The sequence below is a fragment of the Aliivibrio friggae genome (genome assembly GCF_057368515.1).
The window spans coordinates 2,924,605-2,951,277 of record NZ_CM170648.1 but is presented as its reverse complement, the minus strand read 5'-3'; the positions used below and the strand labels follow the sequence as shown (position 1 = coordinate 2,951,277).

General features: G+C 41.3%; 28 protein-coding genes. 23 read left to right on the top strand and 5 right to left on the bottom strand.

The window, feature by feature from the left end; translation table 11 throughout:
- Positions 1–294 precede the first annotated feature (294 nt).
- The 23 genes from AC2INI_RS13725 (at position 295) to glmU (ending at position 20,468) form a co-directional block, all read left to right on the top strand.
- The gene (locus AC2INI_RS13725) at positions 295–1,047 is read left to right on the top strand and encodes an amino acid ABC transporter substrate-binding protein (RefSeq protein WP_486305040.1); all 753 of its coding nucleotides are present in this window, start codon (positions 295–297) and stop codon (positions 1,045–1,047) included.
- Positions 1,048–1,198: 151 nt separating this feature from the next.
- Positions 1,199–1,870, top strand: coding sequence for an amino acid ABC transporter permease (locus AC2INI_RS13720; RefSeq protein WP_486305039.1), 672 nt, complete (start codon positions 1,199–1,201; stop codon positions 1,868–1,870).
- Positions 1,867–2,604 carry an amino acid ABC transporter ATP-binding protein gene (locus AC2INI_RS13715; protein ID WP_122033440.1) on the top strand — a complete coding sequence of 246 codons (738 nt, stop codon included), beginning with the start codon at positions 1,867–1,869 and terminating at the stop codon, positions 2,602–2,604. Before AC2INI_RS13720 ends, AC2INI_RS13715 begins: the two co-directional genes overlap by 4 nt.
- 184 nt (positions 2,605–2,788) lie before the next feature.
- Complete coding sequence (gene rpmH / locus AC2INI_RS13710; protein WP_012548915.1) at positions 2,789–2,923, top strand: 50S ribosomal protein L34; 135 nt, start codon at positions 2,789–2,791, stop codon at positions 2,921–2,923.
- 16 nt (positions 2,924–2,939) lie between these two features.
- A complete protein-coding gene (gene rnpA / locus AC2INI_RS13705; RefSeq protein WP_012548914.1) occupies positions 2,940–3,293 on the top strand; it encodes a ribonuclease P protein component in 354 nt (117 codons plus the stop codon).
- A complete protein-coding gene (gene yidD / locus AC2INI_RS13700) occupies positions 3,260–3,517 on the top strand; it encodes a membrane protein insertion efficiency factor YidD (RefSeq protein WP_122033441.1) in 258 nt (85 codons plus the stop codon). Before rnpA ends, yidD begins: the two co-directional genes overlap by 34 nt.
- 2 nt (positions 3,518–3,519) lie before the next feature.
- Complete coding sequence (gene yidC / locus AC2INI_RS13695) at positions 3,520–5,145, top strand: membrane protein insertase YidC (protein ID WP_122033442.1); 1,626 nt, start codon at positions 3,520–3,522, stop codon at positions 5,143–5,145.
- Positions 5,146–5,243: 98 nt separating this feature from the next.
- A complete protein-coding gene (gene mnmE, locus AC2INI_RS13690; protein WP_486305038.1) occupies positions 5,244–6,611 on the top strand; it encodes a tRNA uridine-5-carboxymethylaminomethyl(34) synthesis GTPase MnmE in 1,368 nt (455 codons plus the stop codon).
- Positions 6,612–6,671: 60 nt separating this feature from the next.
- Positions 6,672–7,106 carry an FMN-binding protein MioC gene (gene mioC / locus AC2INI_RS13685; RefSeq protein ID WP_122033444.1) on the top strand — a complete coding sequence of 145 codons (435 nt, stop codon included), beginning with the start codon at positions 6,672–6,674 and terminating at the stop codon, positions 7,104–7,106.
- Between the two features lie 424 nt (positions 7,107–7,530).
- On the top strand, positions 7,531–9,420 hold the full coding sequence (gene mnmG, locus AC2INI_RS13680; RefSeq protein WP_122033445.1) for a tRNA uridine-5-carboxymethylaminomethyl(34) synthesis enzyme MnmG: 1,890 nt from the start codon (positions 7,531–7,533) through the stop codon (positions 9,418–9,420).
- 1 nt (position 9,421) lies between these two features.
- Complete coding sequence (gene rsmG, locus AC2INI_RS13675; RefSeq protein ID WP_122033446.1) at positions 9,422–10,054, top strand: 16S rRNA (guanine(527)-N(7))-methyltransferase RsmG; 633 nt, start codon at positions 9,422–9,424, stop codon at positions 10,052–10,054.
- 17 nt (positions 10,055–10,071) lie between these two features.
- Entirely contained in the window at positions 10,072–10,869 is a 798-nt protein-coding gene (locus AC2INI_RS13670; RefSeq protein WP_122033447.1) for a ParA family protein, read from the top strand.
- Positions 10,862–11,752: a ParB/RepB/Spo0J family partition protein gene (locus AC2INI_RS13665; RefSeq protein WP_122033448.1), complete on the top strand. Its 891-nt coding sequence runs from the start codon at positions 10,862–10,864 to the stop codon at positions 11,750–11,752. The genes AC2INI_RS13670 and AC2INI_RS13665 overlap by 8 nt, the downstream gene beginning before the upstream one ends.
- 182 nt (positions 11,753–11,934) lie before the next feature.
- Positions 11,935–12,324: a F0F1 ATP synthase subunit I gene (locus AC2INI_RS13660; protein WP_122033449.1), complete on the top strand. Its 390-nt coding sequence runs from the start codon at positions 11,935–11,937 to the stop codon at positions 12,322–12,324.
- Between the two features lie 8 nt (positions 12,325–12,332).
- On the top strand, positions 12,333–13,130 hold the full coding sequence (gene atpB / locus AC2INI_RS13655) for a F0F1 ATP synthase subunit A (RefSeq protein WP_122033450.1): 798 nt from the start codon (positions 12,333–12,335) through the stop codon (positions 13,128–13,130).
- Positions 13,131–13,176: 46 nt separating this feature from the next.
- Positions 13,177–13,434, top strand: a complete 258-nt coding sequence (gene atpE / locus AC2INI_RS13650; protein ID WP_004411110.1) for a F0F1 ATP synthase subunit C — start codon at positions 13,177–13,179, stop codon at positions 13,432–13,434.
- Between the two features lie 56 nt (positions 13,435–13,490).
- Positions 13,491–13,961: a F0F1 ATP synthase subunit B gene (atpF, locus tag AC2INI_RS13645; protein ID WP_162922486.1), complete on the top strand. Its 471-nt coding sequence runs from the start codon at positions 13,491–13,493 to the stop codon at positions 13,959–13,961.
- A gap of 17 nt (positions 13,962–13,978) precedes the next feature.
- Positions 13,979–14,512, top strand: coding sequence for a F0F1 ATP synthase subunit delta (atpH, locus tag AC2INI_RS13640; protein WP_486305037.1), 534 nt, complete (start codon positions 13,979–13,981; stop codon positions 14,510–14,512).
- A gap of 13 nt (positions 14,513–14,525) precedes the next feature.
- The gene (gene atpA, locus AC2INI_RS13635) at positions 14,526–16,067 is read left to right on the top strand and encodes a F0F1 ATP synthase subunit alpha (RefSeq protein ID WP_486305036.1); all 1,542 of its coding nucleotides are present in this window, start codon (positions 14,526–14,528) and stop codon (positions 16,065–16,067) included.
- A gap of 45 nt (positions 16,068–16,112) precedes the next feature.
- Complete coding sequence (atpG, locus tag AC2INI_RS13630; protein ID WP_122033454.1) at positions 16,113–16,979, top strand: F0F1 ATP synthase subunit gamma; 867 nt, start codon at positions 16,113–16,115, stop codon at positions 16,977–16,979.
- Between the two features lie 33 nt (positions 16,980–17,012).
- Complete coding sequence (atpD, locus tag AC2INI_RS13625) at positions 17,013–18,416, top strand: F0F1 ATP synthase subunit beta (protein WP_122033455.1); 1,404 nt, start codon at positions 17,013–17,015, stop codon at positions 18,414–18,416.
- An 18-nt stretch (positions 18,417–18,434) separates the two neighbouring features.
- The gene (locus AC2INI_RS13620; protein WP_122033456.1) at positions 18,435–18,857 is read left to right on the top strand and encodes a F0F1 ATP synthase subunit epsilon; all 423 of its coding nucleotides are present in this window, start codon (positions 18,435–18,437) and stop codon (positions 18,855–18,857) included.
- Positions 18,858–19,109: 252 nt separating this feature from the next.
- Positions 19,110–20,468 carry a bifunctional UDP-N-acetylglucosamine diphosphorylase/glucosamine-1-phosphate N-acetyltransferase GlmU gene (gene glmU / locus AC2INI_RS13615; protein ID WP_486305035.1) on the top strand — a complete coding sequence of 453 codons (1,359 nt, stop codon included), beginning with the start codon at positions 19,110–19,112 and terminating at the stop codon, positions 20,466–20,468.
- Between the two features lie 161 nt (positions 20,469–20,629).
- Here the strand turns inward: glmU and cspE are convergent, their stop codons facing one another.
- The 5 genes from cspE to ilvG form a co-directional block, all read right to left on the bottom strand.
- Positions 20,630–20,839, bottom strand: a complete 210-nt coding sequence (gene cspE, locus AC2INI_RS13610; RefSeq protein ID WP_005421580.1) for a transcription antiterminator/RNA stability regulator CspE — start codon at positions 20,837–20,839, stop codon at positions 20,630–20,632.
- A 276-nt stretch (positions 20,840–21,115) separates the two neighbouring features.
- Entirely contained in the window at positions 21,116–22,648 is a 1,533-nt protein-coding gene (ilvA, locus tag AC2INI_RS13605; RefSeq protein ID WP_486305034.1) for a threonine ammonia-lyase, biosynthetic, read from the bottom strand.
- Between the two features lie 5 nt (positions 22,649–22,653).
- Entirely contained in the window at positions 22,654–24,510 is a 1,857-nt protein-coding gene (gene ilvD, locus AC2INI_RS13600; protein ID WP_486305033.1) for a dihydroxy-acid dehydratase, read from the bottom strand.
- Positions 24,511–24,536: 26 nt separating this feature from the next.
- A complete protein-coding gene (ilvM, locus tag AC2INI_RS13595; RefSeq protein WP_045103221.1) occupies positions 24,537–24,782 on the bottom strand; it encodes an acetolactate synthase 2 small subunit in 246 nt (81 codons plus the stop codon).
- Positions 24,782–26,428, bottom strand: coding sequence for an acetolactate synthase 2 catalytic subunit (ilvG, locus tag AC2INI_RS13590; protein ID WP_486305032.1), 1,647 nt, complete (start codon positions 26,426–26,428; stop codon positions 24,782–24,784). The genes ilvM and ilvG overlap by 1 nt, the downstream gene beginning before the upstream one ends.
- Positions 26,429–26,673: the final 245 nt, after the last annotated feature.

Below are 26,673 nucleotides of genomic sequence, written 5' to 3'. Positions count from 1 at the left end.
GGACAACCCCACTCATAAATATTAAAAAAGGTCGCTAATTTTATACTGTGGATAACTATTGTGCCAGTGTTAGATCGATGATCCAGTGAATAAGATCGGAGTTATTCACACTGATCACGCTTTTTTACCTAGATCAACACACTTTTTACCTGAGTTATACCCAAAACCATCAACAATGGATAAAAAACAAACGCTATTAATCGTTTAGTTATTATAAATAACCAGAGGGTATTTAGAGGTCAATCGCAAAAAAAGTATTATGTTCACTACTGATGAATAATGGGAGTATCAATCATGAAATGGACAAAGAACATTCTTACAGGATTAGCGTTAACCTTAGCCGCGACACAATTTGCACAAGCGGCAACTGAAGTAAAAGTAGGGATGTCTGGTCGTTATTTCCCATTCACCTTTGTTAAGCAAGATAAACTGCAAGGTTTTGAAGTCGATTTATGGAATGAGATTGGTCGCCGTAATGACTATCAAGTTGAATACGTAACGGCGAGCTTTTCGGGCTTATTTGGTTTATTAGAAACCGGTCGTATTGATACAATTTCAAACCAGATTACCAAAACAGAAGCGCGTGAAGCAAAATACCTTTTTGCAGACCCTTATGTTGTCGATGGTGCGCAAATTACCGTTCGTAAAGGTAACGACAGTATCAAGGGCATTGATGACTTAGCGGGTAAAACAGTTGCTGTAAACTTAGGCTCTAATTTTGAGAAGTTACTGCGAGATAACGACAAATCAGGTCAAATAAACATTAAAACGTACGATACTGGTATTGAACATGATGTGGCACTAGGCCGTTCAGATGCATTTGTGATGGATCGTCTATCAGCAGCTCAACTGATTAAAAAATCAGGTTTACCACTGCAGCTTGCAGGTGAACCATTTGAAACGATCGAGAATGCATGGCCGTTCGTAAAAAATGAAAAAGGCCAAAAGCTTCAACAAGAAGTAAATAAGGCTTTAGCTGAGATGCGTGAAGACGGAACACTCGCTAAAATATCTCAAAAATGGTTTGATGCTGATGTAACAAAGTAAGCCATACTCATTACTAAGTAAGCATTTACTTTCGTAAACAATAAAGCCCACTATCATAACGTAGTGGGTTTTGTGTTTATTGCTTATCAAATATATATAGTCAACACTGTTTACTCATCACTTTTCTTATACTAAATAACAGAGAGACATCATGGGATTTGATTTAGCGTATATGATTGAACTCCTACCTATACTATTTAAGTATTTAGGTACGACATTAGAAATGGCGATATGGGGGTTATTCTTTGCACTGGCTCTGGCGTTAGTACTGGCTAACTTAAGAGTATTTAAAGTGCCTGTATTGGATCAACTTAGCCAGCTGTACATCAGCTTTTTTCGAGGAACACCACTACTGGTTCAGTTGTTCCTACTTTATTATGGTTTACCGCAGGTATTTCCAATTTTTGTTGGCTTAGATGCCTTTAGTGCGGCAGTTATTGGATTAACTCTTCACTTTGCTGCCTATATGGCTGAGAGTATTCGTGCCGCTATCATTGGCGTTGATCGCAGTCAGATGGAAGCTAGCTTATCTATCGGCATGACAACGCCTCAAGCGATGCGTCGTATTATTCTTCCTCAAGCGACTCGAGTGGCTTTGCCCTCTTTAATGAATTATTTCATTGATATGATCAAATCCACCTCTTTAGCCTTTACGCTTGGGGTGTCTGAAATCATGGCTAAAGCACAAATGGAAGCCTCTTCCAGCTTTAAGTTTTTTGAAGCCTTCCTAGCAGTCGCTCTAATCTATTGGGGTGTCGTCGTTATTCTTACCCGAGTACAAACTTGGGCTGAAACCAAACTTAATAAGGCCTATGTACGATGATAAAAATAACGAATCTACATAAAAGCTTTGGTGATACCGAAGTTCTTTCAGGTATCGACCTAACGATCAATAAAGGTGAGATAATTGCCATTATCGGCTCTAGTGGTACGGGGAAATCAACCCTACTAAGATGTGTGAATTTTCTTGAAACTGCAGACAAGGGCATCATAAGTATTGATGATGTCAGTGTGGACAGTGAAAAAAATACCAAAGCAGAAATATTAGCTTTACGACGAAAAACAGGCTTTATCTTCCAAAACTATGCCTTATTCTCTCATTTAACCGCTCGACAAAATATTGCTGAAGGCCTAATAACTGTCCACAAGTGGAACAAGGCTGATGCTCTTAGAAAAGCCCAGCAAATATTAGATGATATAGGCCTTGGCGATAAGGGCGATAACTACCCTGCGGCCCTCTCTGGAGGCCAACAGCAGCGAGTAGGTATTGGTCGTGCAATGGCTCTTGAAGCAGAGCTATTATTGTTTGATGAACCCACGTCAGCACTCGATCCTGAGTGGGTTAGCGAGGTTCTCGCATTAATGAAAAAATTAGCGACTCAACACCAAACGATGCTGGTTGTAACTCACGAAATGCAATTTGCCAAAGAAGTCGCCGATAGAGTTATCTATATGGCCGATGGAAAGATCGTCGAACAAGGGACTCCTGAACAAATTTTTGGTTATCCACAGGATCCAAAATTACAAAAATTCTTGAATCAAGTCGGGATCGCATAAAGATCCTTGCGCTCTCGCTCACAAAACGTATAATTCATCGTCCGGAAAATACGTGGAACCTCTTATTGACTATTTTTCTGTCAATGATTACAATTCCGCCTCTTTGTTGAGAGGCGTCGGAATGTACGTCCCACGCCGGGTTTAAATTAAACCTATAACTACTGATCAGTAATAAGGTAATACCATGAAACGCACTTTCCAACCTTCAGTTCTTAAGCGTAAACGTTCTCACGGCTTCCGTGCTCGTATGGCAACTAAGAACGGTCGTAACACAATCAACGCTCGTCGTGCTAAAGGCCGTAAGCGTCTATCTAAGTAATCAATAGATTATTTTGATGAATTACGACTTCTCTCGGGAGTTACGCTTGTTAACTCCCGAAGATTACAAATCAGTCTTCAAGCAAGCTCATCGAGCCGGCTCACCTCACTTCACCATTCTTGCCAGAGAAAACTCACTATCACACCCTCGTTTAGGTCTTGCTGTTCCTAAGAAGCAAATTAAAACTGCTGTTGGTCGCAATAAGTTTAAACGTATTACACGTGAAAGTTTCCGCAATAAGCAACATTCCTTACCTGCGAAAGACTTTGTGGTTATCGCTAAAAAGAGTGCTCAAGAACTGAGTAACGAAGACTTTAACAAGCTATTAGATAAATTATGGCATCGCCTGTCTCGCCCTTCTCGTGGATAGCAATCGGTCTAATCCGTTTTTATCAACTCGTCATCAGTCCAATGATTGGACCTCGCTGTCGATTTACTCCAACGTGTTCACATTATGCAATTGAAGCACTAAAGTCACACGGTTTAGTAAAAGGGTGTTGGCTAACTGGCAAACGTCTATTAAAATGTCATCCTTTGAATGATGGGGGCTATGACCCCATCCCACCCAAGCAGCATAAAGACAGAGAACAATAACGATGGATACCCAACGTAATATTCTGTTGCTAGCACTGGCTTTAGTTTCTTTTTTACTTTTCCAACAATGGCAAGTAGAAACTAATCCGCAGCAACCAGCTACAGTTAGTACCGTTCAACAAACACAGACGGATGGTGATGTTCCAACTTCTTCAACAGCAAACAGTGATACTCCAGCAGATTCAGCACAGTCTGATAAGCTGATTACAATCACAACTGATGTGCTTACTTTAAAAGTAGATACGTTGGGTGGTGACATCATTGAATCTGTTCTTAATAAATACGATGCAGAACTAGACTCTAAAGCAAAATTCGTTCTTCTTAGAAACGATGCGGATCACAGCTATATTGCTCAAAGTGGTTTAATCGGTCCTCAAGGCATCGATTCAAACGCTGGTCGTGCACAATTTACAGCGCAAAAAACAGATTATGTTTTAGCGGATGGTCAAAACGAATTACGCGTTCCGTTAACATTAGTGAAAGATGGTATTACTTATACTAAAACACTAGTGCTTAAACGTGACAGCTACGCTATTGATGTTGATTATACGGTTGATAACCAATCTTCAGCACCAGCAACAGTAGAAATGTACGCAAACCTAAAGCAAAACTTATTGGATGACGGCGGCAGTTTAACAATGCCTACGTACCGTGGTGGTGCTTACTCTACTGAAGATACACGCTATAAAAAATACAGCTTTGACGACATGGAAGATAAGAACTTATCTATCGACATGACAAATGGTCAAGGTTGGGCGGGTATGCTACAACACTATTTCGCATCAGCTTGGATCCCACGTAACGTGAATGACGCAACACTAACATCACGTGTTGCTGGCGATTACGGTTACATTGGCGTTCGTATGCCTTCGGTAACAATTCCAGCAGGTCAAGAAGCGACGCTTACAGCAACGCTTTGGACTGGTCCAAAACTTCAACCAGAAATGGCTGCAACTGCTAAATACTTAGATTTAAGTGTTGATTACGGTTGGTTATGGTTCATCGCTTCTCCTCTTCACAAACTACTGTCTTTCATTCACGGTATTGTTGGGAACTGGGGTCTTGCGATCATGTTCTTAACGTTCATCGTTCGTGGTGCAATGTACCCACTAACGAAAGCACAATACACGTCAATGGCTAAAATGCGTATGCTTCAACCTAAGTTGACTGCAATGCGTGAACGTATTGGTGATGACCGCCAACGTATGAGCCAAGAAATGATGGAGCTTTATAAGAAAGAAAAAGTAAACCCACTAGGTGGCTGTTTACCAATCGTTCTTCAAATGCCAATCTTCATTTCTCTGTACTGGGCACTAATGGAATCAGTTGAACTTCGTCATTCTCCATTCTTTGGTTGGATCACGGATTTATCAGCACAAGACCCATACTACATCCTGCCATTACTAATGGGTGCAAGTATGTTCTTAATCCAGAAGATGAGCCCAACGACAGTAACGGATCCAATGCAACAGAAGATCATGACATTCATGCCTGTAATGTTCACTGTATTCTTCTTATGGTTCCCAGCTGGCCTAGTTCTTTACTGGTTAGTTTCAAACATCGTAACGTTAATTCAGCAAACGCTGATTTACCGTGCTCTTGAGAAAAAAGGCTTACATTCTAAGTAAGTTGAATTTCTAAAGAAGCAAACAAAAGGCGGCCTATGGTCGCCTTTTTTGTTTTATCGGCTTACAATATGCTCAAGCAATAGACATTAAGAATAATCATGACATTACATACAGACACCATCGTTGCACAAGCAACAGCACCAGGCCGAGGCGGCGTAGGCATCATCCGTGTATCCGGACCTAAAGCTCAACAAGTCGCTTTAGAAGTGGTAGGAAAGACCCTTAAACCTCGCTATGCAGAATACACCCCATTTAAAAATGATAATGGCCTTGAACTCGATCAGGGGATTGCACTTTACTTCCCTAACCCTCATTCATTTACCGGTGAAGATGTTCTAGAGCTTCAAGGACATGGTGGTCCTGTTGTCATGGATATGCTGATTAAACGCATCTTAAAAATTGATGGCCTTCGCCCTGCTCGACCTGGCGAATTTTCAGAAAGAGCTTTTTTGAATGATAAAATGGATTTAGCTCAAGCCGAAGCCATTGCCGATTTAATCGATGCAAGTTCTGAAGAAGCAGCAAAATCTGCGTTAAATTCACTACAAGGTGTCTTTTCAAATAAAATTAACACCTTAGTTGAATCCCTTATTTACCTTCGAATTTATGTTGAAGCCGCCATTGATTTCCCAGAAGAAGAGATCGACTTTTTAGCTGATGGCAAAGTCAGTGGTGACTTACAAGGGATCATTGATAACCTTAATGCCGTTCGCCAAGAAGCCAATCAAGGGGCGATCATGCGTGAAGGGATGAAAGTAGTTATTGCTGGACGCCCTAATGCAGGTAAATCTAGCCTACTAAATGCCTTATCAGGTAAAGACAGCGCTATCGTTACTGATATCGCAGGGACCACGCGTGACGTACTCAGAGAGCACATTCACATTGATGGTATGCCTTTGCATATCATTGATACTGCAGGCCTTCGTGAAGCCTCTGATGAAGTAGAGCGTATTGGTATTGAACGAGCATGGGATGAAATTGCTCAAGCCGATCGCGTTTTATTTATGGTTGATGGCACAACCACTGACGCAACAGACCCTAAAGTAATCTGGCCAGAGTTTCTTGATCGCTTACCTAAAAACATGGGCATGACAGTGATCAGAAATAAAGCGGATCAAACAGGTGAAGATCTAGGTATTTGCCACGTTAACGATCCTACCCTTATTCGTTTGTCTGCAAAAACGGGTGAAGGTGTCGATGCTTTACGTCTGCATTTAAAAGAATGTATGGGTTTCTCAGGTAATCAAGAAGGTGGCTTTATGGCTCGCCGTCGTCACCTAGAAGCGTTAGAGAAAGCGGCTCAGCATCTTGATATAGGCCAACAACAACTTGAAGGTTACATGGCCGGTGAGATCCTGGCAGAAGAGCTTAGAATTGCACAACAGCATCTTAGCGAGATCACAGGAGAATTTACTTCAGATGATCTACTAGGTCGAATATTTACCTCTTTCTGTATCGGTAAATAATCCCCCAAATCACACCAACAATCATGGGCTATTATGGCCCATTTTTTATAGGAAAAATTCATGAAAAACGTATCTATTATTACAGGAAGCACCCTTGGTGGCGCTGAGTACGTTGGCGATCACCTTGCCGATTTATTAGAAGAGATGGAGTTTGCTACAGATATCCATAATCAACCAAATTTGAATGAAATAGACATAGATAGTCTCTGGATTATTGCCATATCCACCCATGGTGCTGGTGATTATCCAGACAATATAAAGCCTTTTATTCAACAACTCACAGAACAAGCTCAACATCTTTCAAAAGTCTCGTTTGCTATCGTTGCTATTGGTGATTCAAGCTATGACACCTTCTGTGCAGCAGGAAAATCATTACAAAATACATTGATTGAATTAGGTGCGATAGAGAAATTCCCACTTTTAGAGATAGATGTAACTCAACATAGTATTCCTGAAGAGCCTGCTGAATTGTGGTTAAAACAACATATTTGTTAATTTTTTGTATGTATTTATCAGTTAAAGTTATTAAATAGAAAACTGCTACTATGTGGATAACTAGGCAATGATCCAGTGATCAAGTTATAGTTATCCATTGAATAAGATCTAACGCCCTACCCCCTTGTGGATAAGTACTTCTTTTATCCTCAAGCAGTCCGATCGAAGATCAAAGATTCATCACAACTTAGGATCTTACTAAAGTATATGATCCTATTGATCATTTACTACTTATCCACAGAGTTCGACGATCTATATAATAGATCTAATAAGAGATCTCTTTAAAAGATCTTATATATATTAAGTGATCTTTATTTTTTGAACTTCGTCACTTTTTCATTTCTTTCCAAGCTAGAAAAAGGGTAAAATGGATCTCTTAAAATTAAATTCTTCTCACTATTTTCATAACACCTAAGGTCAACTCATGTTTTACCAAGAAAACTTTGATGTCATTGTTATTGGCGGTGGTCATGCTGGTACTGAAGCAGCATTAGCAGCTGCAAGAACAGGACAAAAGACACTTCTACTCACGCATAACATCGACACATTAGGTCAAATGTCATGTAATCCTGCTATCGGTGGGATCGGCAAAGGCCATTTGGTAAAAGAAGTGGATGCTTTAGGTGGATTAATGGCACAAGCCACTGATCATGCCGGTATTCAGTTTAGAACACTAAATGCTTCTAAAGGCCCAGCGGTTCGAGCAACACGCGCTCAAGCAGATAGAGCCTTATACAAAGCGTATGTTCGCTCAGTATTGGAAAATCAACCAAACCTAACCCTATTTCAGCAAGCAGTAGATGATCTGATCATTGAAAACGATAAAGTTATCGGTGCTGTTACTCAAATGGGCCTTAAATTCCGTGCTAAATCCGTTGTATTAACGGCTGGTACCTTTTTAGGGGGTCAGATACATATTGGCATGGAAAACTTCTCAGGAGGCCGCGCAGGGGATCCTTCTTCGATCACTCTTGCTCAACGTTTACGAGATCGTCCATTTAGGATCGATCGCCTAAAAACAGGTACTCCACCACGTATTGATGCTCGTACTGTAGATTTTTCAAATTTAGAAGCACAGCCAGGTGACAACCCTACCCCTGTATTTTCATTTATGGGTAGCCGTGAGCAACAGCCAAAACAGATCAACTGTTTTATCACGCATACCAATGAAAAAACACACGATGTAATTCGTAAAAACCTTGATCGCAGCCCTATGTATGCTGGCGTTATCGAGGGTATTGGTCCTCGTTATTGCCCTTCAATTGAAGATAAAGTGATGCGCTTTGCAGACAAAGACAGTCACCAAATTTTTATTGAACCAGAAGGTTTAACGACTCACGAATTATACCCAAATGGCATTTCAACCAGCTTACCATTCGATGTTCAATTACAAATTGTTCGCTCAATGAAAGGGTTTGAAAATGCACACATCGTGCGTCCAGGTTACGCAATTGAGTATGATTTCTTTGATCCTCGTGATTTAAAATCAACTTACGAAACCAAATTTATTGAAGGTTTATTCTTTGCTGGCCAAATCAATGGTACAACCGGTTACGAAGAAGCAGCTGCTCAAGGTTTAATGGCCGGTCTTAATGCAAGTTTGTTTGCTCAAGGCAAAGAAGGCTGGAGCCCACGTCGTGATGAAGCGTACATGGGAGTATTAATTGATGATTTATCAACGCTTGGTACTAAAGAACCTTACCGTATGTTCACATCGCGTGCCGAATATCGTTTGTCTTTACGTGAAGATAATGCGGATCTACGTTTAACAGAACAAGGTCGTGAACTTGGCTTAGTTGATGATGCTCGTTGGGCTCGATTTAATGAAAAAGTGGAAAATATTGAAAAAGAGCGTCAACGCTTAAAAGATATTTGGATCAACCCTAAATCAGAAAACATTGATCAAGTGAATTCGATCCTGAAAACACCGATCGTACGTGAAGCAAGTGGAGAGGATCTTCTTCGCCGTCCTGAAGTAACGTATTCAACATTGGTTTCACTGGAAAACTTTGCACCTGCAATTGAAGATTCTCAAGCGTCTGAACAAGTTGAAATCCAAGTAAAATATGCGGGTTATATTCAGCGTCAACGTGATGAAATTGAAAAATCATTACGCCATGAAAATACAAAACTGCCACTTGATTTGGAATACAGTAAAGTGAAAGGGTTGTCGAATGAAGTTGTTGCTAAATTAAGTGATGCAAAACCAGAAACGCTTGGTATTGCTTCTCGTATTTCAGGCATCACACCGGCTGCAATTTCTATTTTATTGGTTCATTTAAAGAAACACGGTTTATTAAAGAAAGGGGCATAACATGACCGATTTATCACAACAATTCGATCTATTAATTGCTCAAACAGAGCTAACTGTCTCTGAATTGCAAAAAGAACAATTACTTGGCTATGTTGCTCTACTTCATAAATGGAATAAAGCGTATAACTTAACGTCGGTTAGAAACCCAAGTGAAATGGTTATTAAACATATCTTAGATAGTATTGTGGTTAGTCCAAAACTATCTGGTGAGCGTTTTATTGATGTTGGTACGGGTCCTGGTTTACCTGGGATCCCATTAGCGATTATGAATCCTGAGAAATCATTTACTTTGCTAGATAGCTTGGGTAAGCGAATTCGTTTTATTAAACAAGTGATTCACGAATTAAAAATTACCAACGTTACGCCAATCCAAAGTCGTGTTGAAGAGTTTCAACCTGAAGAAAAATTTGATGCAGTCCTAAGTCGTGCGTTTGCATCAATGACAGACATGGTGAATTGGTGTCATCATCTTCCAAAAGAAGAAGATGGTGTGTTTTTGGCATTAAAAGGGATCTACTCAGAAGATGAAGCAAATGATCTTCCTGAATGGTGCTCAGTCAAAGACGTTGCCGCTTTAATTGTTCCCGAGTTAGAGGGCGAAAGGCATTTAGTGACTCTAATCGGAAAAAAATAATGGAATAAGAGGTTAGTGTGGGAAGAGTTATCTCGATTGCGAACCAAAAAGGTGGCGTAGGTAAGACAACAACAGCTGTAAATTTAGCTGCATCTATGGCTGCAACACATCGAAAAGTGTTACTTATTGACCTTGATGCTCAAGGTAACGCCACTATGGCTAGTGGTGTTGATAAATACGATGTGGATGCAACTGCGTATGAGTTGTTGGTTGACGAAGTTCCTTTTGAAAAGGTCGTAATTGAGGAGACCTCTGGCGGTTATGATTTGATAGCAGCAAATGGTGATATCACCGCTGCTGAAATCAAATTAATGGAAGTGTTTGCGCGAGAGGTTCGCTTGCGCAACATGATCTACCCAATTCGTGGTAACTATGATTTCATCTTTATTGATTGCCCTCCTGCTCTAAATCTCCTTACAATTAACGCCATGGCAGCATCGGATTCTGTATTAGTTCCTATGCAGTGCGAATATTATGCACTCGAAGGGCTAACCGCTTTAATTGACACTATTGGTAAATTGGCCGCTGTTGTGAATGCCGATTTAAAGATCGAAGGATTATTAAGAACCATGTTCGATCCTCGCAATCGTTTAGCCAATGATGTCTCTGATCAATTAAAAAAGCATTTTGGTGATAAAGTGTATCGCACTGTCATCCCTCGAAATGTGCGTTTAGCAGAAGCGCCTAGTCATGGTAAACCTGCAATGTATTATGATAAATACTCAAATGGTGCAAAAGCTTACTTAGCTCTTGCCGGAGAGATAATTCGCCGTGACGAAATGGAAAAAGAAAGGGAAACAGAAATTCATGGGTAATAAACGTGGTTTAGGCAAAGGATTAGATGCGCTATTAGCAACAAGTTCACTGGCTCGTGAGAAACAAGCGAGTGCCGAAAAAAGTGAAACACTTTCAAAAGATACTCAATTGGTTGAGCTGGGTATTCATCAGCTTAGTGCTGGACAATATCAACCAAGAAAAACAATGGAAGAAGACGCATTAGAAGAACTTTCAGCTTCCATTCGTTCTCAAGGAATTATTCAACCGATTGTTGTCCGCCAAGTTGCTGAACAACAATATGAGATCATTGCTGGCGAAAGACGTTTTCGTGCCGCAAAGAAAGCCGGCTTAAAACAGGTTCCTTGTGTTGTTAAATCTGTTGAAGATAAAGCGGTTATTGCGATGGCATTAATTGAAAATATTCAGCGTGAAGATTTGAACGTGATTGAGGAAGCGCAAGCACTAGAGCGCTTACAGCAAGAGTTTGAATTAACTCATCAACAAATCTCAGAAGTCATTGGTAAGTCTCGTACAACGGTAACCAACTTGTTGCGCCTTAATGCACTTACAAGTGAAGTTAAAAAACTGGTTGAACAGAAATTACTAGAGATGGGCCATGCTCGTGCGTTATTAGCATTAGAGAGCGAACAACAGATCGAACTTGCTCATTTGGTCATTGAGAAAAAGCTGACGGTTCGTCAAACTGAGCAAAAAGTAAAAGAGTTACTTGCGCCAGAAAAAGAAGAGCAACCTAAAGCTATTGATACCGAAATGATGGCGATTTCAGATAAACTATCATCAACACTTGGCTCAAAAGTAATGATAAGCCGAAATTCATCAGGTAAAGGCAAGGTAACGATTACCTTTGACGAGGCTCACAAATTAGAGCTACTAATCGCAAAGCTAGAAAGCGAAGTGTGATATAAAACAGTGTTTCAAAGTGAAATCGTATTTTACGTCGTAAAAGTTACTGCATTGTTCTCATAAATGTAACTTTTTAATGCTATTTGATTGCATTCATATGGGTGCAACGTATAATTTTTGCAAAATCTTCGTCTTGTGTTGATTTATATCAAGGCAAAGATGCTTTAAAGGAAGAATACATGGTAGTTACGCTAGCGAAACCAGGGCGTTTGCTTGCAAAGCGATTGTTATTGATTCAGCTTAGTGTCACTACAGTTATGGCAATAGGGATGAGCATAGCCGTTAGTGCTAGTTGGGGAATGTCAGCATTAGTTGGTGGTAGTATTTTTATTATCGCTAATTCAGTGTTTTCAAAATGTGCATTTATGTTCAGTGGGGCAAGAGCCGCTAAAATGGTTGCTGCTTTTTTCTATCTGGGTGAAGTGCTTAAAATTCTTATAACAATTGTCTTATTTTCTATTGTTTACGTGTATACGGAGGTGGAACTTGTTCCCCTCAAACTAACCTATTTGCTGGTACTGGGTAGTAATATCTTTGCACCAGTTTTCTTTATTAACAACAGGAAATAGGAAAAGTTATGTCTGCGTCAACGCCTACTGAATATATTAATCATCACCTGCAAAATCTCTCATTAGGGAAATTTGGCATTGTTGATGAATTAAGTTTTTGGAATGTGCATATAGACAGCTTGTTTTTTTCTGTGCTAACAGGGATGTTATTCCTTTGGGTATTTCGCTCTGTAGCTAAGAAATCAACAACTGGAGTACCAGGTAAATTACAGTGTTTCGTTGAAATGGTAGTTGAATTCGTTGATACCAACGTAAAAGAGACTTTCCATGGTCGAAACCCTCTAGTTGCTCCACTAGCTTTAACCATATTTTGTTGGGTAATAATTATGAACGTCATGGATTTAGTTCCAATTGACTTCTTACCTTACTCAGCTGAACAGTTGTTAGGCCTTCCTTATCTTAAGGTGGTTCCTACTGCTGATGTAAACATTACAATGGCAATGGCTCTTGGTGTGTTCGCTTTAATGATTTATTACAGCATTAAAGTAAAAGGACTAGGTGGTTTTGCAAAAGAATTAGCATTACACCCGTTTAACCACTGGATTATGATCCCTTTCAACCTACTTATTGAAGTTGTTTCGCTACTTGCTAAACCTCTTTCTTTAGGCATGCGTCTGTTTGGTAACATGTTCGCTGGTGAAGTGGTGTTTATTCTAATCGCTGCAATGTTACCTTGGTATTTACAATGGGTCGGTGCGTTACCTTGGGCTATTTTCCATATTTTGGTTATCTTAATCCAAGCATTTGTTTTCATGATGTTGACGATAGTTTATATGTCAATGGCTCATGAAGATGGCGATCATTAATCTTAAATTTTTAATACAACTCTATCTATTCAATTGGAGAATATAAATGGAAACCGTTCTTAGTTTTTCAGCTATCGCAGTAGCTATTATTGTTGGTCTTTGTGCTGTAGGTACAGCAATTGGTTTTGCTATTCTTGGTGGTAAGTTTCTGGAAGGCGCAGCTCGTCAACCTGAAATGGCTCCAATGCTACAAGTTAAGATGTTCATCATCGCTGGTCTATTGGATGCGGTTCCAATGATCGGTATCGTAATCGCGCTACTATTCACATTTGCTAACCCATTTGTTGGTCAACTAGCAGGCTAATCTAGCCTTTTGCTAATTGAATTTTTGTAGCTGATTCTTAACGAGGGGTAGCTGTTGTGAATATGAACGCAACTCTGCTTGGTCAAGCAATCGCTTTCGCACTGTTTGTTTGGTTCTGCATGAAATATGTATGGCCACCAATCATGGAAGCGATCGAGGCACGTCAGAAGTTAATTGCTGACGGTTTATCTGCCGCTGAACGCGCAGCTAAAGACCTTGATTTGGCACAAGCCAATGCTTCTGATCAACTGAAAGAAGCAAAGCGCGCTGCAACTGAGATCATCGAACAAGCGAACAAACGTAAAGGTCAAATTTTAGACGAAGCTCGTGAAGAAGCTCTGACAGAACGTCAGAAGATTCTTACGCAAGGTGAAGCTGAACTTGAATCTGAACGCAAACGCGCTCGCGATGAACTGCGTAAACAAGTTGCAACTCTGGCTGTGATTGGTGCCGAGAAAATCTTGGAGCGTTCTATTGATGTAGAAGCTCAGAAAGATATTCTTGATAACATCACTGCGAAATTGTAAGTAAAAGGGGCCAAGATATGTCGACAATGACAACCATCGCACGCCCCTACGCGAAAGCAGCTTTTGACTTTGCGGTCGAAAAGAATGAATTGGACCAATGGGTTCAAATGCTAACTTTTTGTTCAGAAGTCACAAAGAATGAAGACGTTGCTCAGTTACTTGATGGTGCTATTGCACCAGAGAAACTGGCAGAAATCTTTATTTCAATTTGTGGTGAACAATTAAACGAGTTTGGACAGAACCTGATTCATGTAATGGCTGAAAACAGCCGTTTGAAGGTTCTACCTGATGTGTTAGAACAATATATCTTTTTAAAACATGAGTTTGAAAAAATGATTGATGCTGAAGTTACTTCAGCTGTTGAGCTAACAGAACAGCAAAAAGCTGACATTAGTGCCAAACTTGAAGCTCGTTTAGAGCGTAAAGTGAAGCTGAATTGTAGCGTAGATGAGGCCCTACTAGCTGGGGTCATAATTCGAGCCGGAGACCTAGTCATTGATAACTCAGCACGTGGTCGTTTGAACCGCCTGAGTGAAACATTGCAGTCTTGATGGGGAATGGAGCATGCAACTTAATTCCACGGAAATTAGCGATCTAATCAAACAACGTATTGAAAAATTCAACGTTGTAAGTGAAGCTCGCAACGAAGGTACAATCGTTTCGGTAAGCGACGGTATCATTCGTATCCACGGCCTTGCAGACGTTATGCAAGGCGAAATGATTGAATTACCGGGCGGCCGTTACGCGCTAGCACTAAACCTTGAGCGTGACTCAGTTGGTGCTGTTGTAATGGGCCCATATGCTGACCTACAGGAAGGCATGAAAGTAACAGGTACTGGTCGTATCCTTGAAGTACCAGTAGGTCCTGAAATGCTAGGTCGTGTTGTAAACACACTTGGTGAGCCAATTGATGGTAAAGGCCCTATTGATGCGAAATTGACTTCTCCAGTAGAAGTGATTGCACCTGGTGTAATCGATCGTAAATCAGTAGACCAACCTGTACAAACTGGCTATAAGTCAGTTGACTCAATGATCCCAATCGGCCGTGGTCAGCGTGAGCTAATCATCGGTGACCGTCAGACTGGTAAAACAGCAATGGCGATCGATGCGATCATTAATCAGAAGAATTCTGGTATTTTCTCTATCTATGTTGCGATTGGCCAAAAGGCATCAACAATTGCTAACGTAGTTCGCAAATTAGAAGAGCACGGCGCGTTAGCTAACACTATCGTTGTTGTTGCATCTGCTTCTGAATCTGCTGCGCTGCAATATCTTGCACCGTACTCAGGTTGTGCGATGGGTGAATACTTCCGTGACCGCGGTGAAGATGCTCTAATTGTTTATGATGACTTATCTAAACAAGCGGTAGCTTATCGTCAGATTTCTCTACTATTGAAACGTCCACCGGGTCGTGAAGCATTCCCTGGTGATGTTTTCTATTTACACTCTCGTCTACTAGAGCGTGCTGCTCGTGTAAGCGAAGCGTATGTTGAGAAATTCACTAATGGTGAAGTGAAAGGTAAAACTGGTTCTTTAACTGCTCTACCTATCATCGAAACTCAAGCTGGTGACGTATCTGCATTCGTACCAACCAACGTAATCTCGATTACTGATGGTCAGATCTTCCTACAAACAGAACTGTTCACCGCTGGTGTTCGTCCTGCAGTAGATCCAGGTATCTCTGTATCTCGTGTAGGTGGTGCTGCGCAAACTAAGATCATTAAGAAACTGTCTGGTGGTATTCGTACTGCTCTTGCACAGTACCGTGAACTTGCAGCGTTTGCTCAGTTCTCATCTGATCTTGATGAAGCGACTAAAAAGCAACTTGATCATGGTGAGAAAGTAACTGAGCTAATGAAACAAAAGCAGTACGCTCCAATGTCTGTTTTTGATCAAGCTTTAGTTATCTTTACAGCTGAGAAAGGCTATTTGAATGATGTTGAGCTTTCTAAGCTTGCTGATTTCGAAGAAGCATTGCTGTCGTATGCTCGTGGTCAATTTGCCGATCTAGCAACAGAGATCGACTCATCGGGTGCTTGGAACAAAGAAGTTGAAGCTCAGTTTGTTAAACTGGTTGAAGACTTTAAAGCAACCCAGACCTGGTAATTCGTTGGTGGCCTGTAATAGGTCACCCGAAAACGGAGAGTAACGATGGCCGGTGCGAAAGAAATTCGTAACAAGATCGGGAGTGTAAAAAGCACTCAAAAGATCACGAAAGCAATGGAAATGGTAGCCGCTTCTAAAATGCGTCGCTCGCAAGAGTCGATGTCAGCGTCTCGTCCATATGCTGAGACAATACGTAAAGTAATCGGTCATTTAGCGCTTGGTAGCCTTGAGTATAAACATCCATACCTTGAGGAGCGCGAAGCTAAGCGCGTTGGTTACATTATTATTTCTAGTGATCGTGGTTTATGTGGTGGCTTAAACATTAACTTGTTTAAAAAAGTCATGGCAGAAATGAAAACATGGTCAGAAGATGGTGTTGAAATTGATTTAGCCGTTATCGGCTCTAAAGCAACAGCATTCTTTAATAGTTATGGCGGCAACGTTATTGCTCAAAACTCTGGTCTAGGTGATAAACCTAGTTTAGAAGAATTGATCGGTACTGTTGGTGTGATGCTTAAGAAATATGATGAAGGCCAGTTGGATCGCCTGTATGTAGTGAGTAATAAGTTCATTAATACAATGGTACAAGAGCCAACAATTGACCAATTACTTCCTTTGCCTAAATCTGAAGATGAAGCAATGAAACGCACTCATTCTTGGGACTATATTTATGAGCCCGAGCCAAAACCATTACTAGACGCCTTATTGGTTCGATATGTCGAATCACAAGTGTATCAAGGTGTGGTTGAGAATTTAGCCTGCGAACACGTAGCGCGAATGATTGCGATGAAAGCGGCAACTGATAACGCTGGTGACATTATTGATGAACTGCAACTTGTGTATAACAAAGCCCGTCAAACGGCGATTACACAAGAGCTTTCAGAAATTGTTTCAGGCGCATCAGCGGTTTAAGCATAGGTATTTAAACAGTTTAGAGGATTAACGATGACTACAGGTAAGATCGTACAGATCATCGGTGCGGTAGTCGATGTAGAGTTCCCACAAGGCAGTGTACCTCGTGTATACGATGCTCTGAATGTTGTTGATGCAAAAGAACGTCTTGTTCTTGAAGTTCAACAACAAATCGGCGGTGGCGTTGTACGCGCAATCGTTATGGGTAGCTCAGATGGTTTACGTCGTGGCTTAGCAGTAGAAAATACTGGCGCGCCAATTACAGTTCCAGTGGGTACTAAAACATTAGGCCGTATCATGAACGTTCTTGGTGACGCGATTGATGAGTGTGGTGATATTGGTGCTGAAGAGCATTATTCAATTCACCGCGAAGCGCCTAGCTACGAAGAGCAGTCTAACTCGACTGAACTTCTAGAAACGGGTGTTAAAGTAATCGACTTAATTTGTCCATTCGCTAAGGGTGGTAAAATCGGTCTATTCGGTGGTGCTGGTGTAGGTAAGACCGTCAACATGATGGAACTTATCAACAACATCGCATTACAACACTCTGGCCTATCTGTATTTGCAGGTGTAGGTGAGCGTACTCGTGAAGGTAATGATTTCTACTTTGAAATGCAGGAAGCTGGTGTTGTAAACATCGAAAAACCTGAAGAATCAAAAGTAGCAATGGTTTACGGTCAAATGAATGAGCCACCAGGTAACCGTTTACGTGTTGCTTTGACTGGTCTAACAATGGCAGAGCGTTTCCGTGACGAAGGTCGTGACGTTTTACTATTCATTGATAACATCTATCGTTATACACTAGCCGGAACTGAAGTATCAGCTCTACTAGGTCGTATGCCATCAGCGGTAGGTTACCAACCTACACTAGCTGAAGAGATGGGTGTTCTTCAGGAACGTATCACTTCAACTCGTAGTGGTTCTATCACTTCAGTTCAAGCGGTATATGTACCTGCGGATGACTTAACGGATCCATCTCCAGCAACAACGTTTGCTCACTTAGATGCGACAGTTGTACTTAACCGTAATATCGCTTCAATGGGTTTATACCCTGCGATTGACCCGTTAGATTCAACATCTCGTCAACTTGATCCACTTGTTGTTGGTCAAGAGCACTATGATATCGCACGTAATGTACAATCTACATTACAGCGTTATAAAGAGCTAAAAGACATCATTGCTATCCTAGGTATGGACGAGCTATCTGAAGAAGATAAGCAAGTTGTATCTCGTGCCCGTAAGATTGAGAAGTTCTTAACTCAACCTTACCACGTAGCTGAAGTATTCACTGGCGACCCAGGTATTTACGTACCACTTAAAGACACATTAGCTGGCTTTAAAGGGTTATTAGCTGGTGATTACGATGACGTTCCTGAGCAAGCCTTCATGTACTGCGGTAAGATTGAAGATGCGCTTGAGAATGCGAAGAAGCTATAAGGCTGATTAGGAGGCGATATGGCAGCAATGACCTTTCACCTGGACGTTGTAAGTGCTGAGAAAAAATTATTCTCAGGACTTGTTGAAACGATGCAGGTGAGCGGAAGCGAAGGTGAACTTGGTATTTTCCATGGTCACGCACCGCTGCTGACCGCTATCACGCCTGGTATGGTGCGTATTGTTAAACAACACGGTCACGAAGAGTACATTTATGTCTCGGGTGGCATGGTTGAGGTTCAACCTGGTTCGGCAACTGTTTTGGCAGATACCGGAATCCGTGGTGAAGACCTAGACGCAGCTAAGGCAGAAGAAGCTAAACGCAAGGCTGAGGAAAATATTAAGAATCAGCATGGCGACATTAACTTCGCTCAAGCGGCCAGTGATTTGGCTAAAGCGATCGCACAGCTTCGAGTTATCGAACTGACAAGACGTTCGCGTTAATCAAGCACCATTAGAAAGAAGGCGACCTATTTGGGTCGCCTTTTCTTTTTTATCTAAGTATTCTTACTTATCTCTTACCCAAAGCGGCTGCTTTTAGCTTATAATTTAATCCGCATATTAATCCCATTAATCATTACTTTGTATGTAACTCAGTAGTAAGTAATGGATTTAATATTTTGATTTCCACTAGCTAGGTAAATGCTATCGATGCAGAGTCGATATCAGTTAGCATAATAATAGAATGGGCTTTTCATGAAATTCAGTGCAGTAATTTTAGCAGCGGGTAAAGGCACTCGCATGTACTCAAACAAACCTAAAGTGCTTCATACTTTAGCGGGTAAACCAATGGTAAAGCATGTAATTGATACATGTGAAGGTCTTGGTGCTCAAAATATCCACCTAGTTTATGGTCACGGTGGTGATCAAATGAAAGCTGAACTAGGTGAAGAGCGAGTAACTTGGGTACTTCAAGCCGATCAACTAGGTACAGGCCATGCGGTTAACCAAGCAGCACCTGAATTTTCTGATGATGAGAAAGTGTTAGTTCTATATGGTGACGTACCTTTGATTAGTGCTGAAACGGTAGAAAATTTACTAGACTCTCAGCCAACAGGTGGTATTGCATTACTGACTGTTGTTCTTGATAACCCTATGGGTTATGGCCGTATTATTCGTCGTAATGGCCCTGTAATCGCGATTGTAGAGCAGAAAGATGCAACGGAAGAGCAGAAGCTTATTAAAGAAATAAACACCGGTGTAATGGTTGCTACTGGCGGTGATTTAAAGCGTTGGTTAGCTGCATTAAAGAATGAAAATGCACAAGGTGAATATTATCTAACAGATATCATCGCAGCTGCACATGATGAAGGTCGTGCTGTAGAAGCGGTACATCCTGTTAGTCCGATTGAAGTTGAAGGTGTGAATGATCGCGCTCAATTAGCTCGTTTAGAAAGAGCTTATCAATCAGCACAAGCACAAAAACTATTAGAGCAAGGTGTAATGCTTCGTGATCCAAGCCGCTTTGATCTTAGAGGATCTCTGCAGTGTGGTATGGATATTGAGATCGACGCAAACGTGATCATTGAAGGTAATGTAACGATTGGTGATAACGTCGTTATCGGAGCTGGTTGTGTACTGAAAGACTGTGAGATTGATGATAATACGATTATTCGTCCTTACAGTGTGATTGAAGGCGCTACAGTAGGTGAAGATTGTACGGTTGGTCCATTTACTCGCTTACGCCCAGGCGCTGAGCTTTGCAATGATGCTCACGTAGGTAACTTTGTTGAAGTGAAGAATGTTCGTCTTGGGGAAGGCTCTAAAGCGAATCATTTAACTTATCTTGGTGATGCTGAAATTGGTCAACGTGTAAATGTTGGTGCTGGTGTCATTACATGTAATTACGATGGTGCTAATAAATTTAAAACAATCATTGGTGATGATGTATTTGTTGGTTCTGATAGCCAACTTATAGCTCCGGTTACTATCGCTAATGGCGCGACAGTTGGCGCGGGCTCTACAGTGACGAAAGATGTGGCTGAAAATGAACTTTACATTAGCCGAGCTAAAGATCGTCGTATTGCTAATTGGCAGCGTCCAACAAAAAAATAGTTAATATTTAAATGCTTATTCCTATTTTTATAGGTATTTGTTCATAAAAAAAGAAGCGATTATCGCTTCTTTTTTTGTATCTGAAATTTGATACTACAAATGACAGACAAAAAAAATGCCGACCGAAGTCAGCATTTAAAAATTTTATTCGAAAATTCGAATTAAGCTGGAGTAACGTCTGCAGCTTGTGGGCCTTTTTGACCTTGTTCAACAGTGAAAGTTACCGCTTGGCCTTCTTTCAGAGTTTTGAAACCTTCAGTTGCGATAGCACGGAAGTGAACGAATACGTCAGCGCCGCCGTTATCTTGAGTAATGAAACCGAAACCTTTCTCTTCGTTGAACCACTTAACGATACCAGTTGATTTAGACATAATAAATCCTAATTTTTTTTAATTAAATAATTCGCATAATGCGAAGTTGTAGCCATAAAGAATTATTTATTGAGGTAAAACATATGTATAAAAAGCTTCAAGCATAACTGGTAAAGCAGTATAACGAAGGTTTCAAAAGCATAATATTACAGATAAATAGGTCTGTTTACAGGCCGAGAAAAATAATAGCATTTTTTAAACGATTGTATAGCAGAATTTCAAAAATGAATGAAAATAAGGCTAAAAAAATAGTAGCCTTACAAATGCCATACGCTATTAAGATAAAAAGAACTTATAAGCTGGATTATCAGTTTCATCTTTGCATCGATAACCTAATTCTTCTAGATGTTTAGAGAAAACAAGGAGATCAGAATCATCTAATTCAAAGCCACACAAAACACGTCCATAATCAGCCCCGTGATTTCGGTAATTGAATAAACTGATATTCCAATGAGTGCCTAATGTACTGAGAAATTTGACTAGGGCACCAGGATATTCTGGAAATTCAAAACTGTATAATCGTTCTTTCAATGGCTTAGAGGGTTTACCTCCTATCATGTAGCGAATATGAAGCTTTGCCATTTCATTATCAGAGAGATCAACAACAGGGTATTCACTCTGTTGTAAGTCATTAATAATGTTATTGAGCTCTTCTTGTCCCTCTTGTAAGCGGACACCAACAAAGATGTTTGCTAGTTTATTGTCGTTGTATCGATAGTTAAACTCAGTAACGGCTCGGCCACCAATTAAATTGCAGAATTCAAAAAAAGCACCTTGGCGCTCAGGAATCGTGACAGCTAATAAACCTTCTCTTTTCTCACCAAGTTCACAACGCTCGGAAACGTAGCGTAAACCATGGAAGTTAGTGTTTGCACCAGAAAGTACAGCCCCAAGTTGTTTATTATTAAGTTGGTTTTTATCAGCAAATTTTTTCAAACCTGCTAATGCTAATGCACCTGATGGTTCAGCAATCGCACGAGTGTCTTCAAAAATATCTTTGACGGCGGCACAGATTTCATCGCTAGAAACGGTGATATGGCCATCAAGATATTTTTGGCATAAACGGAAGGTTTCATCACCAATACGTTTAACGGCAACACCATCGGCGAACATACTTACTTGATCCAGTATTACTGGTTCTCCTGCATCTAATGCGGCTTTTAAGCAGGCTGAGTCTTCAGGTTCAACTGCGATTACTTTAATTTCTGGCATTAATTGTTTGATAAGAACGGCAACACCAGCGGCTAAGCCACCACCACCGACAGGAACAAAAATATAATCTAAATGCCCATTTTGTTGCAGCATTTCCATTCCTATCGTTCCTTGCCCTGCAATCACTAAAGGATGATCAAATGGAGGAACAAAGGTATAGCCGTGAAGCTCAGATAAACGCTCTGCTTCGGCTTTTGCTTCATCGAAGTTACGGCCGTGAAGAATGACTCGGCCACCAAACCCTTTCACCGCTTCTACTTTGATGTCAGGGGTTGTTTTTGGCATAACGATGGTGGTTTGGATCCCAAGCTTAGTGCCTGAAAGCGCCATACCTTGAGCATGATTACCTGCAGAAGCTGCAATAACGCCAGCTTGCTTCTGTTCTTCAGTTAAGTTTGCCACCATATTGTAAGCACCACGAAGCTTAAATGAGTGAACCGGTTGGCGATCCTCTCGCTTTAACTGTACGTGATTATTAAGTCGTTCCGATAAACGTGGCATCCCTTGAAGTGGCGTAACAGTGGCAACTTCATAGATGGGGGCTCGTAAGATCTGACGCAGATATTCTGCGCCAGTTTGATTAGAAGGTGTTGTCATAAGCCTTATCCTTCTAACTTAGATTTATCACGTACTGCGCCTTTGTCTGCACTGGTTGCCATACTTGCGTACGCTTTTAGTGCAAAAGAAACTTCACGTTGGCGATTTACTGGTTTCCAGCCTAATTGGTCTTGTTTCACTCGACGATCAGCCAGTTCAGATTCTGAAACATCAAGAGTAATAGAGCGACTTGGGATATCGATGGTAATGATGTCGCCAGTATTTACTAAACCAATGGTGCCACCACTTGCAGCTTCTGGTGAGACATGACCAATAGAGAGACCTGATGTACCACCAGAAAATCGACCATCAGTAAGAAGCGCACAAGCTTTGCCTAATCCCATTGATTTTAAATAAGTGGTTGGGTACAGCATTTCTTGCATTCCCGGACCACCTTTAGGGCCTTCATAGCGAATAACGACAACATCACCGGCTTTTACTTTGCCACCTAAGATGCCTTCTACTGCACTGTCTTGGCTTTCAAATACAATGGCTGGACCTTGGAATTTAAGGTTATCTTCATCAACACCAGCTGTTTTTACAATACATCCATCAACAGCGATATTACCAGAAAGAACGGCTAGACCACCCTCTTGGCTAAAGGCATTTTCTTTGGTACGAATACAGCCATTTTCACGGTCATCATCAAGACGATCCCAACGACAATCTTGTGAGAAAGCTTTAGTGGTTCGAATACCAGCAGGACCAGCACGGAAAAATTTAAGTACCGCTTCATTTTCGGTTTGCATGATGTCGTATTGAGCCAGTTGCTCTTTCATCGTTAAGCCAAGCACGGTATTGGTATCACTATTAAGTAGATTTGCTCGATCTAGCTCGCCAAGGATAGCCATTACTCCACCTGCACGGTGAACGTCTTCCATGTGATATTTTGGTGTTGAAGGTGCTACTTTACATAGATGAGGTACTCGACGAGACATCTCATCAATATCATCCATATCAAAATCGATTTCGCCTTCTTGAGCTGAGGCAATTAGGTGAAGAACCGTATTACTTGAACCACCCATCGCAATATCTAGCGCCATTGCATTTTCAAATGCTGCTTTGTTGGCAATATTGCGTGGTAGAGCGGAATCATCACCTTGCTCGTAATAGCGTTTAGTTAGAGTCACGATACGTTTACCTGCATTGATAAACAGTTCTTCTCGATCGGCGTGAGTAGCAAGCATTGAGCCGTTACCTGGTTGAGATAATCCTAATGCTTCGGTTAAACAGTTCATTGAGTTCGCGGTAAACATACCTGAACATGAGCCACAGGTTGGACACGCAGAACGTTCTACTTGTTCACTTTGTTCATCTGAAATTGTTGGGTCGGCGCCTTGGATCATTGCATCGACTAGATCAAGCTTGATTATTTGATCTGAAAGCTTGGTCTTACCTGCTTCCATTGGGCCACCAGAAACAAAGATCACTGGAATGTTAAGGCGCATTGCTGCCATCATCATTCCCGGAGTGATTTTGTCACAGTTAGAGATACATACCATTGCATCGGCACAGTGAGCATTAACCATGTATTCAACTGAATCAGCAATAAGTTCACGTGATGGTAGAGAATAAAGCATGCCACCGTGACCCATTGCAATGCCATCATCAACCGCAATGGTATTAAATTCTTTAGCTATACCGCCTGCTTTTTCAATTTCACCAGCAACCAATTGTCCCATGTCTTTTAGATGAACATGACCCGGAACAAATTGGGTAAATGAGTTAACTACGGCAATGATAGGTTTACCAAAATCTTCTTCTTTTACGCCAGTTGCGCGCCATAGTGCGCGAGCTCCAGCCATGTTACGACCATGAGTTGTGGTGGCTGAACGGTATCTGTTTTTAGGTGCTGTAGGCATTGTTATTAATCCTTTAAATTTTAATCTTATGCGCGATTCAATGTAGAGACATGAACGGCGGTAATATCCCAAAGTTTTTCAATTTGATTCGTAAGCAGGCTGATAGGACGATCACTTTCGACGATAATCTCAACCGCAGCGATACCACTTGCTTGGTTTTGAGTCGCAAGTACCTGTTTGATGGCAAAACCGCGGTGACGGATCACTCGTAATACGCGTTCTAATAATACCGGTTTGTCAGTTGCTTCAATTTCTAAAATATAACGTTGCATTATTCACCCTCCACCATGTCTTGGTTTGCAGCCCCTGGTGGAACAAGTGGCCATACGTTTTCTTCTTCAGAAATAAGTACATGCAGCATATAAGCGGTTTTGCTTTCTAACATCTCTTGTAATGCTGGCTGAACTTCTTCTTTACGAGTAATGGTTTTTCCTGGAATGTTAAAGGCAGCAGCCAATGCAACAAAATCAGGGTTGTCGTCTAAAATCGTTTCGCTGTGGCGACCATCAAAGAATAGAGATTGCCATTGACGAACCATACCTAAACGCTGGTTATTAAGTAGCACCATTTTTACAGGAATTTGTTTACGCTTTATTGTGCCCAGCTCCTGAACGTTCATCATAAATGAGCCATCACCAGTAATAAGAACCGATTCATCATCAGGGCGAGCAACTTTAGCTCCTATTGCAGCAGGCAAACCAAAGCCCATCGTGCCAAGACCTGCAGAGGTTAAATAATTTTCTGGCGCGCGAGGTTGAATATGCTGAGCTGCCCACATTTGATGTTGACCAACGTCAGTCGCAACAATGGAGCTGTCTGGCATCATGTCTGATAATTGCTTTAGTAGCAGAGGAGCATAGATTAGATCTCCAGGATGGTCATAACGCCATTTAAATTCAGTACGTAGTGCTGACACATGTTCTAACCAAGGTGTTAGGTCTTGAGTGGTATTCAGTTGCGGTAAAATAACATTGATATCACCACGCAATGTCGAGTGAGCATGACGAAGCTTATTGAACTCAGCAGCATCAATATCGATATGAATGACTTTGGCATGTGGGGCGAAACTTTCTAGCTTTCCTGTTACACGATCATCAAAACGAGCACCAACCACAATCAATAGATCTGACTCTTGAACGATAAGGTTGGCGGCCTTAGTACCGTGCATCCCGACCATGCCTAAATAATGTGGGTCGTGCCTTTCTATCGAACCTAGGCCTTTAAGTGTACTTACTGACGGCATTGGATTATTACGTAAAAACTCACGAACTGAATCCGTAGCATGGGCAAGCTGCACACCACCACCGACATATAGAACAGGTTTAGCGCTGTTTTTTAGAATGGCCTCAGCGGCTTCAATACTTTCTTGAGAGGCTACAGGAATAGCTGGTGGTTCAAAGTATGGGAGGGTCGTTACTGGTGCTTCAGCAACTTGTACGTCTTTAGCTATATCAATTAATACAGGGCCTGGACGACCTGATTTTGCTACTTCAAAAGCTTCAGCAATCACTGGAGCAAGTTCGTTGATGTCAGTAACAAGGTAGCTGTGTTTAGTACAAGAGAGAGACATACCAATGACATCCATTTCCTGGAAGGCATCAGTACCGATTAAATGACTTGCGACTTGACCTGTGATAGCAACAAGAGGAATGGAATCAAGCATGGCATCAGCAAGACCAGTAATTAGATTGGTTGCTCCAGGACCTGATGTTGCAAGACAAACGGCAACATCTTTACTTGCTCGGGCCATCCCAATAGCGGCCATGGCTGCACCTTGTTCGTGGCGGCAGAGGATATGCTCAACACCACCATCATACAAGGCATCATAGATAGGCATGATTGCCCCGCCAGGATAACCAAAAACAGTTTTAATTCCTTCATCTCTTAAGGCTTTAACTACTAACTGTGAGCCATTCATACACTGTCGCTCCCTGCGTGAGTGATTATTTGTCTATTCTTGCACATCATGTGCTCCCATTTCTTCCTGAATTCATAAAAAAACCCCCTTGCTGATGAGCTTGGGGGTTTTAAGTGTGCGTTGCTATTGCGACTTTTTGCTCACTCATCCCCGCGCGGTGACTAGAATCACCACGAGAATGTTAATAATTAGAATATTCAGTTGAGCAAGCAAGGTCATTTAATCTGTCCGTAATCGTGTTTTTT